This is a genomic window from Hyphomonas sp. (assembly GCF_041689225.1).
GTDB lineage: Bacteria > Pseudomonadota > Alphaproteobacteria > Caulobacterales > Hyphomonadaceae > Hyphomonas.
Genome location: NZ_JBDNGN010000043.1, coordinates 1 through 9,967, shown reverse-complemented (window position 1 = coordinate 9,967; position 9,967 = coordinate 1). Strand labels below are relative to the sequence as shown.

Annotated in this window: 12 protein-coding genes, 1 tRNA gene and 1 pseudogene; 6 read left to right on the top strand and 8 right to left on the bottom strand. The window is 59.3% G+C overall.

All coding sequences use genetic code 11. The features are described from left to right. A partial coding sequence (locus ACESNB_RS03540) for a lysophospholipid acyltransferase family protein (protein WP_373003923.1) occupies positions 1 to 745 on the bottom strand: 745 nt, incomplete at its 3' end. Between the two features lie 38 nt (positions 746 to 783). Further along, positions 784 to 1,392 carry a TetR/AcrR family transcriptional regulator gene (locus tag ACESNB_RS03535; RefSeq protein ID WP_373003920.1) on the bottom strand — a complete coding sequence of 203 codons (609 nt, stop codon included), beginning with the start codon at positions 1,390 to 1,392 and terminating at the stop codon, positions 784 to 786. Between the two features lie 153 nt (positions 1,393 to 1,545). Here ACESNB_RS03535 and ACESNB_RS03530 point away from each other — a divergent pair, with 153 nt between their 5' ends. Beyond that, positions 1,546 to 2,028, top strand: coding sequence for a hypothetical protein (locus ACESNB_RS03530; RefSeq protein WP_373003918.1), 483 nt, complete (start codon positions 1,546 to 1,548; stop codon positions 2,026 to 2,028). 54 nt (positions 2,029 to 2,082) lie between these two features. Here ACESNB_RS03530 and purS read toward each other — a convergent pair whose 3' ends face one another. Together purS and purC are read right to left on the bottom strand one after the other, a co-directional pair. Then, positions 2,083 to 2,328, bottom strand: coding sequence for a phosphoribosylformylglycinamidine synthase subunit PurS (purS, locus tag ACESNB_RS03525; protein WP_340692078.1), 246 nt, complete (start codon positions 2,326 to 2,328; stop codon positions 2,083 to 2,085). 83 nt (positions 2,329 to 2,411) lie between these two features. After that, positions 2,412 to 3,185 (bottom strand): phosphoribosylaminoimidazolesuccinocarboxamide synthase, encoded by a 774-nt coding sequence (gene purC, locus ACESNB_RS03520; RefSeq protein ID WP_373003916.1) that lies wholly within the window; start codon positions 3,183 to 3,185, stop codon positions 2,412 to 2,414. Between the two features lie 173 nt (positions 3,186 to 3,358). On the opposite strand from purC, the gene ACESNB_RS03515 reads away from it, so the two are divergent. Continuing rightward, the gene (locus ACESNB_RS03515) at positions 3,359 to 3,688 is read left to right on the top strand and encodes a DUF1476 domain-containing protein (protein WP_373003913.1); all 330 of its coding nucleotides are present in this window, start codon (positions 3,359 to 3,361) and stop codon (positions 3,686 to 3,688) included. On the opposite strand, the gene ACESNB_RS03510 is transcribed toward ACESNB_RS03515, so the two are convergent. The 4 genes from ACESNB_RS03510 to ACESNB_RS03495 form a co-directional block, all read right to left on the bottom strand. Beyond that, on the bottom strand, positions 3,678 to 4,184 hold the full coding sequence (locus ACESNB_RS03510; protein WP_373003910.1) for a peroxiredoxin family protein: 507 nt from the start codon (positions 4,182 to 4,184) through the stop codon (positions 3,678 to 3,680). The genes ACESNB_RS03515 and ACESNB_RS03510 overlap by 11 nt on opposite strands. Before the next feature lie 50 nt (positions 4,185 to 4,234). Next, complete coding sequence (locus tag ACESNB_RS03505) at positions 4,235 to 5,188, bottom strand: family 16 glycosylhydrolase (protein WP_373003907.1); 954 nt, start codon at positions 5,186 to 5,188, stop codon at positions 4,235 to 4,237. Positions 5,189 to 5,377: 189 nt separating this feature from the next. Further along, the gene (locus ACESNB_RS03500) at positions 5,378 to 6,004 is read right to left on the bottom strand and encodes a 5-formyltetrahydrofolate cyclo-ligase (RefSeq protein ID WP_373003904.1); all 627 of its coding nucleotides are present in this window, start codon (positions 6,002 to 6,004) and stop codon (positions 5,378 to 5,380) included. A 257-nt stretch (positions 6,005 to 6,261) separates the two neighbouring features. After that, the gene (locus tag ACESNB_RS03495; RefSeq protein ID WP_373003901.1) at positions 6,262 to 7,329 is read right to left on the bottom strand and encodes an esterase-like activity of phytase family protein; all 1,068 of its coding nucleotides are present in this window, start codon (positions 7,327 to 7,329) and stop codon (positions 6,262 to 6,264) included. 141 nt (positions 7,330 to 7,470) lie between these two features. Between ACESNB_RS03495 and ACESNB_RS03490 the strand changes: the two genes are divergently transcribed. From ACESNB_RS03490 to ACESNB_RS03475, 4 genes and pseudogenes are all read left to right on the top strand, one after another. Beyond that, positions 7,471 to 7,935 carry a winged helix-turn-helix transcriptional regulator gene (locus ACESNB_RS03490; protein ID WP_373003899.1) on the top strand — a complete coding sequence of 155 codons (465 nt, stop codon included), beginning with the start codon at positions 7,471 to 7,473 and terminating at the stop codon, positions 7,933 to 7,935. 202 nt (positions 7,936 to 8,137) lie between these two features. Next, positions 8,138 to 8,212 (top strand) — tRNA-Gly (locus ACESNB_RS03485). Positions 8,213 to 8,340: 128 nt separating this feature from the next. Then, positions 8,341 to 9,750, top strand: a complete 1,410-nt coding sequence (locus tag ACESNB_RS03480; RefSeq protein WP_373003896.1) for a DUF6538 domain-containing protein — start codon at positions 8,341 to 8,343, stop codon at positions 9,748 to 9,750. A gap of 102 nt (positions 9,751 to 9,852) precedes the next feature. After that, positions 9,853 to 9,967, top strand: a pseudogene (locus ACESNB_RS03475) (IS6 family transposase); the annotation flags it as partial.

The window sequence follows — 9,967 nt, the reverse complement described above, 5'->3', positions numbered from 1 at the left end:
GATCGGGGATCAGCGTCGCCCGGACGGCAGGGCCGCCGCGCACTTCCGCAACGAGTTCGGCCGTGCGCGATTCTATGACCTCAGTCAGACGCGCCATGAATTCGTCCTTGGGCAGGCCGGGTGGAATCGGTTCGAGAAACTCGATGACGGCTCGGCCAGGAGTCTTACTGGTTTCCTGCTGGCGCCAGAACAGGCCAATATTCGTGGCCACGGGTACGACGGGAACGCCCATGGCCTCGGCCATGTGCCAGACGCCGGGCTTGTAACGGAAATGGTAGTCGACCGGGGCGAGGTGTCCTTCCGGATAGATCAGAACCCTGCGGCCTGCCTCTCGGGCCGCTTCCATGCCTTCACGCAGCGACTCGGCCTTGCGGTCGCCGCCGCCACAGGTGTCGATGACGATGGCACCGAGCTTGCGCAGGATGCCGCCAACGAGGGGGAACCTCTCGAGGTGGTCACCGGTCACGAAGGCGAGATTCTTCACTTCCGGATAGATCAGGTAGCCGTCGCCCCAGCTCTGGTGTTTGGCGGCGATCACGAACGCGCCCTCGGGCAGATTGCCCCGTCCGCGGACCTCTTTGCTGATACCACCAAAGATCAGGAGGTTCAGGTTCATCGCGCGTGTGTAACTTCGGATGATCACGCTGACAGGGCCGCGCCCCGGCAGGGCGAGGAAAGGCAGGGAGACCAGCACATAAAGGACCGAGAGCAGGTAATAGATGACCGTAAAGAGGAAGCCGCGCATGGGGATGAGCTTTCTTGAGTGTACGAGATATTGGAGAATTAGCCGGATTGGAGAACGGCGAGGATCGCCTTGGTGAACGCGTCGGCATGTTGCGATAGAGGGCCGGGCAGGCGGTTGTAGATCTTGTTCTGCCCGGCCTGCATGATGACGCCGAGCGCCATGGCCGCCTTCACTGCAGGATCCCCTTTCGGGATGATTGCGTCCCGCATCAATCCCTCAATGATCCGTTCGGTAATGGTCACCGGGTCGTCGTCGCGACGTTTGTCATAGGGAAGATAGCGGTTCAGCGACACGAGGTGGAAGGAAAATAGCAGGAAATCTTCGTCCGCAAGCTGGCAATAGGCAGACACCGCCGCGCCCACCTTCTCGTCAAGGCTGCCGTCGCGCGCCAGTGCTTCCACCATCATCTTGCCGAGACGATTGTGTGTTTCCATGAAGAGCGCGAGCGCGAGCTCATCCTTGCCTTTGTAGTGACGATATAGGGCGCCTTCCGAGACTCCTGCCTGTTCGGCGATTTCGCGCGTGGTCGCCGCATCGACTCCCTCGTGAATAAAAAGCTTCAGTGCGGCGCGTTCTATCTTTGGACGCGCATTGCGGGCGCGGGGTTTCTTGGCGGCCTCGCGAGCGGGAATGGCAGATTTTGGCATTCAAAGACATCCTTGCATTGGGATTAAGTAACATGTGGCGCCGAGTTACCCAAGTGAATAATCGCTCACAAATTAATCTCGCCATGGCCCAGCCATTTTACAAAAGTCTAAGTCAAGGGATGCTGGCGACTTGGACGACTTAAGGGGAGACACATGTACAGATCATTCGTCTCAAGCGTCATCCTGGGACTGTTGTGCCAAGCGTCAGCTGGAACCGCCCCACTGACCCCGCCAGCGTCAGCGTGCTCCAGCAACGCCCATCACGCTTTCGATTTCTGGCTGGGTGAGTGGGATGTCTTGGACATGGATGGCAGCCTTGCAGGAGAGAATTCGATATCTGCAGAGGAGGGCGGTTGCGTTCTGGTTGAGCGCTGGACGTCCGTTTCAGGCGGCACGGGGCAAAGCTATAATTTCCTTGACCCGGCGACAGGGAAATGGCGGCAGCTCTGGATTAGCAAAGGTGCGACAATCGACTATTCGGGCGGTCTGACCGAGTCGGGGTCAATGAATCTGGAGGGCGAAATTGCCTACCAGACCGGCGGCGTCAAAGCGCCCTTCACGGGCGAGTGGACATTGAACGCCGACGGATCGGTGACGCAGCATTTCGCCCAATACAATAGCAAGGCCGACACCTGAGAAGACTTGTTCACCGGTGTGTATGTCCGAAAGGCTACGACGGACGAGTGAGACCTAGGCGGCGAACTCGACGCGGTAGCTTTCGATGACAGTATTCGCGAGCAGCTTCTCGCACATTTCCCTGACGCGCGCCTCAGCGGCTTCAGACGTGAGGGCGTCGTCGATGTCGAGTTCGATGACCTTGCCGATGCGTGCGGCTTCGACTTCCTTGTAGCCCATGCGCGCGAGCGTATCGGCCACAGCTTTGCCCTGAGGGTCGAGCACGCCGGATTTCAGGGCAACGTGGACAATGGCTTTCATCGGGTAGAGCTCCAAAGATGTGAGTCGCGCACGCTTTAACCTAGTCTGGCCGGCAATGGAACGTGCAGCGAGGCGTCACGTGCCTACTTGCCTCCGGTAAAGCTCACGACATTGTCGGTCTCGCCGGATACCTTGATGATCCCGAGGCGCCGTGCGACTTCGGCATAGGCTTCCGTGACGCCGCCGAGGTCGCGGCGGAAACGGTCCTTGTCGAGCTTTTCGCCGGTCTCGAAGTCCCAAAGGCGGCAGCTGTCAGGGCTGATCTCGTCGGCCAGCAGGATGCGGGGCACCTCGCTATCGCCTTCGAAATGCCGGCCAAATTCAAGCTTGAAGTCGACGAGCCGAATGCCGACGGCCGCAAACAGACCGGACATGAAATCGTTCACCCGGAGGGACAGGGAAATAAGGTCATCATATTCCTGTGGCCCGGCCCAGCCGAACGCAGCGATGTGCTCTTCCGTCACGAGCGGGTCGCCCAAGGCGTCATCCTTGAAGTAGAACTCGACCATGGGGCGCGGAAGGACCTGACCTTCCTCGATGCCGAGGCGCTTGGACAATGTGCCGGCGGCAATGTTGCGGACGACGACTTCAAGCGGAATGATTTCCACCTTCTTGATCAGCTGCTCACGCATGTTGAGGCGTCGGATGAAGTGAGTCGGGATTCCGACGGCGCCGAGGCGTGTCATCATGAATTCGCTGATGCGATTGTTCAGCACGCCTTTGCCATCTAGCACGGCTTTTTTCTGCGCGTTGAATGCGGTGGCGTCGTCCTTGAAATACTGAATCAGGGTGCCAGGCTCAGGGCCCTCATAGAGGATCTTGGCTTTTCCCTCGTATACGACACGCTTTTTCGACATTCGACAGAGCCCTTTCATGGGTAATCGAGGGAAAAGGCGGGTCGGAATCGCCAGCGTCCCCATTAGATCGAGACTGTTACGCCAAGTCGCGCCGATAAACAATTATTGCGCACACCTGATCAGACACCCTATATGGCAGAAAATCCCGAATTTCTCGCTGAAAGGCTACTTCCATGAGCTCATTTGACGATCGCGAACGCGCACAAGAGGCCAAATATGCCCTCGATCAGGAAACCCAGTTCAAGGTGGCGGCCCGTCGCAACAAGCTTTTGGGTCTTTGGGCCGCCGATCTGATGGGCATGACGGGCGATGATGCCCAAGCCTATGCCAAGACCGTGGTTCTCTCCGATCTCGAAGAAGTTGGCGAAGAAGACGTGTTCCGCAAGGTGCGTGGCGATTTTGACACGGCTGGTGTCGATCGCACCGATGCCCGCATTCGTGAACAGATGGCTGAACTCATGCCCGTTGCGCGCGAGCAAATAATGAAAGATATCAAGGGATAGGCTGAGCCACAATCCTATTCGGCATCGGCGGTGGGCAATCGGTCCCAGTCGGTCGCCGATGGCCGGGTTTGACCTTTGTCGCGAGGATGAGGCTTTCCTGCAGGCGGTCTTCAATCTGTGATGTGCTCAACGCTGTCGTGATGCACGAAAGCGGCTCGCCATTGTCAGCGGCGATGATGACAGCGACGCCTGCATGTCCGCCATACCAGTCCCACAGATAGCCCGTGTCGTGGGCTTCAGTGAGCGCCTGAAGCTGCGCGATGAGCGCCTTCTGCGCGTCATCATCCGACCGGGTAAGGCCGGTCATGTCTACCTCTACCAGTATTACGCCGCGGTCCTTGAACCGATCCGCGGCGTCTGCCAGGCGCGGATCCAGCACCCGGCAGAGCGGGCACCAGTTGGCCGAAAAATTGATGATTTTGACAGCAGGGTCTGCCGCGGACGAAAGGCAGAAGGCGATGAACGCGACCGATGTTGAGATCGTCCGGAAATGCATTGGACCAGACTAGCCTGGGGGGCTCGTTACTGGCCAGCTACACTTGCAGGTCAGGGCGTTGGTTGCTGCGATAGCTGCGCGGTCAGTGCGTGAGACGTGCTGGGGCGACGGGGTAGGAACAAGTCACTGCAGGCACGCGTCTCTTCACCCATCGGCGAGAATGAAACGCATGAATAATGGGCCGCGGCGCCGGATTCAAAGGTTGGCTTGCCGTGCCAGGCTGACATGAAGGGTTTACCCGTCCAGGCATTGAAAATGACGCTGCCGGGCGTCGTCGGCAGATATGCGTCCCCCTCCACGGTCTTGTAATAGGGCTCACCATCGACGTACCAAGTAATGCCCTCAGGGGCCCATTCGAAGGCATAGAGGTGGTCGGCTTCGGCGGCATCGAAGGGCAGGTCGAAGGTGGCCGACTCGCCGGTCTTGCCATTGCGAAAATAGTTGAAGTGAATCCGCGACGTATCGAGACCGAGGAACTCGATATCGATTTCGTCGTGGGGATTGCCTTCGTAAGCCCCTGTATAGGTGAAGAAAGATGACACGAGGCCCGAGCCCTTGGCAGGCCGCATGACAACCTCGTAGCGGCCATAGCCATATGTCTTCAATGTCTTCATCTCGCCGCCGGTATAGGGACCTGACCGGGACGGGTGGCGTCGCACGTCGAGGTCGGCGCCTTCTGCCGTCTGGCCGATATTGTCGCGAGACCAGTCGCCTCCATAGTGCCCGGTGGGGTTCGAATATTCCGAACGGTAGAAAAAGGCGTCGTTTAGCGTGTCGCCAAGAAGGGTAATGAATCCGGGCGCCGAAGGGAGTGTGGGGCGGGTCTTTGCGGGGGGGATGAGGGTGTGGCTTGGGGTGGGTGCGGGCGTGGCCGGTACAGGGGAAGATGGCGGGATGGCAGGGGCAACTGGCTGGCTGTCAGACACGTCATCCGGCACGGTCACTTCGACAGCAGCGGTCGTCATGGTCTCAGCCGGTTTCGGGCTGTCGAAATCGCTCAGCATGAAAATCCCAAAACAGCACAGCGCGACGAGGCAGGACACGATGAGCGCGTCGTCGCCTGTGGTTGTATGGGCAGTGGCAGGTTTTTGTTGGGTATTCAGCAATTTCGACACGCACAATAAAGGTCAACGATACCCTAATTGAGCAAGACTTGCGCCAAGTTGCCCGATCAGCAACAGATGGGGCGCAGATCAGGCGACGTCAGGTCCGTCGCCGCCTGCTGCATTCATCGCTTTCATGTTGCGCATCATGAAGAGCGGCACGGAGCCGATGGGCGTGACGGCCCAGTCAAGCGGCTGGTCGTGTGGTTCGGCAGGGACAGCGTCGATCTGCTGGGCGGGATAGGCCACGGCGCAGGCAAAGGCGCGACCGGCTGCGCGCAGGTCCTGGATGGCGCTGTCATAATGGCCTTTGCCGTAACCGAGACGATTGCCCATCGCGTCGAAGGCTAGGAGGGGTGTCAGGATGAGGGTCGGGCTGGCTTCCGGCGCATCGAGGCCTGGCTCGGACAGGCCGAACGGGCGGCGTTCCAGTGGCTCGCCAAGCGACCACATACGCCAAGTCATGCGCCCGTCATCTTCGACACGGGGCAGGCATAGTTCCGCGCCGGCACGGCTGAGCCGTTGCATCAGCGGGGTCGGATCAAGTTCCTCGTTGATTGGTACATAGCCAGCCACGACGGGGCCATACCGTTCGAGAAGTTTCATTGGAAACAGATCGGCCAGTTTTTCAGCGGCGTCGGGATCGCGGGCAGCAGCTTCGGCGCGCAGGGTGCGCATGCGGTGGCGAAGCTGAATCTTATCGGGTGTTTTGGACATGGCGTGAGCCTTAACGCGCGTCTGCGTTGGCGTCACGCCCCAATGATAGCGCACAAGAACCGCAGACGTCGCTGGGCATATTCACTCCCGTCAACCTAGAGACTAGGTGGGCGCCGGGTGAGCCCGGACCAGGGTCCGAACCAGAATGCCAGCTCCCTGACGGAAAGTAAGGTCGCCGGAGTTCAGTCCCATTGCGGGCGCCGCAGCCCTTGTGCAAGAGCAGATGTAAGCTTCAACCGTAAAGAATGTAAGAGTGTTTATTCCGCGCCTGTGTCGACATCGAAGGCGTAGAGGAGTGTTTGCTGGCGGGCCGAAAAATTATTGTCGGAAATTAGCCAGATGCGAAGCGTGTCGGAATCGATGAATTCTGCAGCCACGCCTTCGAAATTGTCGACCAACATGGGGCGTTTCAGCTCGATCTGCAGATCGGAGGTCGACCAGGTGACGATATTCCGGTTCCCGCGAATGGGGTCATAGCTGCGATACAGGGTGACCGTAACCGGGTTTCTGGACGCATCGACCGTCTCGTCGAGACCGACGAGCGAATAGCCGACAGGATTGGGTGCCATTTCGCCTGTGAGCACGCCGTCTCCATTGGCGAGGACGATTCCGAGGGGGGACGGGCCGCTGAAGAGGCTTTCCAGTCCGAATTTCAGCGTGCCGGTGGGCAGGATCGAAAGCGCTTCGGCGCCCTGGTTCTCGCCGATCGGCTTTCCTGATATGTCAAAGGGCAGGCGCGCGACACGGGCCGCTCGGGCGTCTGCGCCGCAGTCCTGGAGGTCAAAGGCCTCAATCCGGTGGTCGCGCTCGAAACTCACAAGGGCGAGCCCGTCGCGTAGGGCCAGACCTTCGGCGTCTCCCTGCGTCTTGCCGGAAAGCTGCTTGCCATCCGGGCCGAGCATGTAGGACAGCTTGCCTGTGCCGTTCGGTTCGCTGTCCGAGAGCCCGATCCAGACAAAGGCTCCCACGTCGGACACAGTGAGGAGGTTGCCGTCCGGCAGTGTTTCCAGACCGGACAATCCGCCAAAGTTTTCGTTGCCAGAGGTCAGGCTCCAGCCGTGGGCGAAGGTGACGGATGCAGGCAGAGACGAATTTGCGTGCAAGGCGCCAAGGTCGACCGGGGCTGCTGTGATATCGATGGCAAGCGGCGACAGGTCAGGTGTTCCCGGCGGGCAGGATTCAATCCGCAATGCGCGCGCGGAGGTTTCGAAACTCCAAAGAGCTGAGGCGCTCGTCGGGGCGACTGTAACGGGTGCAACGGGTTCAGGTGCCGAACAAGCCGCGAGGCCCAACAGGAGCGAAGCGATGAGCACGGACTTGTTCATGCGATAGCCTGATTAAATTTAGCTGCGGTCTCACCTGCCTCTCCCATCGGAAGGCGGCAAATACAAGGCGAAATCGGCGAAATGCGCGGATCGATCAAAGGGCTCTGGATTTCGAAAGCGAACCCATACATGAGAGTTGGGATGACGCAGATTCCTCTCGCCCGCCGGTCACCCATTCCACCGGAAACCTGTAACCTTGCCAGCGCTATTGAGGTGGTGGGAGACAGGTGGACGCTGCTGATATTGCGCGCGGCGCTTTATGGCGTGCGCCGGTTCGATGATTTCCAGGCCGAGCTGAAATGCCCGCGCACCGTGCTGTCGGGCCGGTTGAAGTCGCTCGTCGACACCGGCCTGCTTGTCAAACGGCCCTATAAGGCCCCCGGAAAGCGCGCCCGGCCTGAATACCTTCTGTCGGCGATGGGCCTGTCATTGCGGCCTATCCTGATAGGACTCACCCAATGGGGCGATGCCTGGCTGGCGGAGGGCGAAACGCCGCCGATCAGTTTCACCAAGGCGGGCACGAAAAGTGCGATCCGGGCGGCATTCGTCGATGCCGAGGGGCGCGAAGTGCGGCCGGACCAGATTCGCACGGTTATCCGGGGTTGATCCGACCCGTAATTGGGTCAGCTTGGCCGAAATGGCGGGAACGCGACCGGACGAAAAGCCTGCATTGGCCGAAGATCCTGAAGCATGGGCCATACGGTCCACAAATTGTGCAGCAGGCCCGAACTAAGCGCTTGCAAACACAAGCCTGATGCGCTTTATCACGCCTCTCGGCGGGGGTTCCTGCCGGGTACCAATTCAGGATGCGGGCGTAGCTCAGTGGTAGAGCACAACCTTGCCAAGGTTGGGGTCGAGAGTTCGAATCTCTTCGCCCGCTCCAGAATAAAAATTTCCAAATCAAATAACACATTGTTTCCAAAGGGATTTATCCCTTTTGGCTTCTGTTCGAATCGTATTGGGGTCATTTTTGGGCTAGTTTTTGCACCGAATTTGGGCTAGTTTTCGTCCATGGCGCGGGCGGAAAATCTTGATCGTTACCTCAAGGTCCGAAGTGGGTGGTATTACTATTACCGCCATATTCCGACCCGTCTGCGACCCTTCCTTTCAGGCAACACGATACGGGTCGCGCTGAAGACCCAATCGGCTGAAATCGCCAGGATGCGCCGCGACGAATTTGTTGCCGCCGATGATGAATACTGGACTCAGCTGCGTCTGGCGGTCGATCTGGAAGCGGCAGGTCAGCCCATGCAGACCGGTCTTGCCCGCAAGCGATACGAGATTGCCACGGCCCGGGCCCTGGCGGTGGGATTTGCCTATCGACCGCTCGCGGAACTTGCAGATCCTGCCCATATCGAGGACGTGGTCCGGCTGGTCCTGGCGGTACGGGACAACCCGGCCTCTGACGGCCAGCTGAGCCTTGCGATCGTTGACGCGGTTCTGGGAGGGGTCGAGGCGCCCCGCACGACGATCAGCGAGGCGATGGAGATCTACAAGACCCGTATCGCTGTCAGTGAACTCCTCAACAAGTCACCGGCGCAGAGAACCCTGTGGCATGCCACCAAGGACCGTTCGCTCAGATATTTTGTCGACGTTGTGGGGGACTTGCCTGTCACCGAGATCACGCGCGAGCATGGACAAGACTATTTTGCCTGGTGGAATGAGCAGCTGTCTCCGGGCGATAGCGACCAGAAGCCAAAGAAGCCGAAGACCGCTGCGCGGCATTTCAGCGACATCCGAAAGCTCTATACCGAGTACTTCAAGTTCATGGGCGACGAATCCCGTCCAAATCCATTCCGGAACCTGAACTTCAAGGGCAAGTCACGCACCGTCATTCCGGCCTTTCCGAGCGCATGGGTCCAGGAGAAAATTATCGTCCGGGGCGCCCTGGACGGCATTGTTCCAGACCTGCACCTGGCGGCCCTCATGCTGATCGAAACCGGCTGTCGTCCGGGCGAGATCATCAACCTGCGCCGCCAGGACATCGTTCTGGACGACGCCGTCCCGCACATTGCGATCCGCGCACGCGAGGACCGCGAAGTGAAGACAGAAACCTCGATCCGGCGCGTTCCGCTGGTCGGTGTCTCCCTCCTGGCTGCGCAGCGTGCGCCTGACGGCTTTGCGCGCTACCGGGACAAGTCCAACGCGTTTTCAGCAGCCCTTGGCGCCGCCTTCAGGCGGCGCGGCCTGTTTCCGACAGAGGATCATGTCATCTATTCTTTCCGGCACGCGTTCGAGAAGCGGATGCAGGAGGCCAATATCGACTATGCCCTGCGTTGCCTCCTGATGGGACATAAGCATGACCGGCCCAAATATGGCGATGGCGGCTCAATGGCCTACCGGCGCGACGAACTATTGAAGATTGCGCACCCCGTCCCGAAAGACCTGTTCGAGGACTTCGATCGTATGGCGTCCAGCTGAAGCGCTGCTGACTTCGGATACTCGGAGCCTGAGGGTGATCGACAAGGTATTGTCAGGGCAAACGGCATTGAGGCGGAGGGCAGGGGCGTTTAGGCTTGGAAAATGGCCAAGAACCCGTTCCGCTATTTCAAAAGCTCGCCCGAGATCATCCAGCTTGGCGTAATGATGTACGTTCGGTTTCCGCTCTCACTTCGAAATGTTGAAGACCTTCTTCACG

Bases quoted from the DNA above. Each gene is read 5' to 3' on its own strand.
- ACESNB_RS03535 (WP_373003920.1), bottom strand. From the start codon at position 1,392: ATGCCAAAATCTGCCATTCCCGCTCGCGAGGCCGCCAAGAAACCCCGC.
- ACESNB_RS03530 (WP_373003918.1), top strand. From the start codon at position 1,546: ATGTACAGATCATTCGTCTCAAGCGTCATCCTGGGACTGTTGTGCCAA.
- purS (WP_340692078.1), bottom strand. From the start codon at position 2,328: ATGAAAGCCATTGTCCACGTTGCCCTGAAATCCGGCGTGCTCGACCCT.
- purC (WP_373003916.1), bottom strand. From the start codon at position 3,185: ATGTCGAAAAAGCGTGTCGTATACGAGGGAAAAGCCAAGATCCTCTAT.
- ACESNB_RS03515 (WP_373003913.1), top strand. From the start codon at position 3,359: ATGAGCTCATTTGACGATCGCGAACGCGCACAAGAGGCCAAATATGCC.
- ACESNB_RS03510 (WP_373003910.1), bottom strand. From the start codon at position 4,184: ATGCATTTCCGGACGATCTCAACATCGGTCGCGTTCATCGCCTTCTGC.
- ACESNB_RS03505 (WP_373003907.1), bottom strand. From the start codon at position 5,188: ATGCTGAGCGATTTCGACAGCCCGAAACCGGCTGAGACCATGACGACC.
- ACESNB_RS03500 (WP_373003904.1), bottom strand. From the start codon at position 6,004: ATGTCCAAAACACCCGATAAGATTCAGCTTCGCCACCGCATGCGCACC.
- ACESNB_RS03495 (WP_373003901.1), bottom strand. From the start codon at position 7,329: ATGAACAAGTCCGTGCTCATCGCTTCGCTCCTGTTGGGCCTCGCGGCT.
- ACESNB_RS03490 (WP_373003899.1), top strand. From the start codon at position 7,471: ATGACGCAGATTCCTCTCGCCCGCCGGTCACCCATTCCACCGGAAACC.
- ACESNB_RS03480 (WP_373003896.1), top strand. From the start codon at position 8,341: ATGGCGCGGGCGGAAAATCTTGATCGTTACCTCAAGGTCCGAAGTGGG.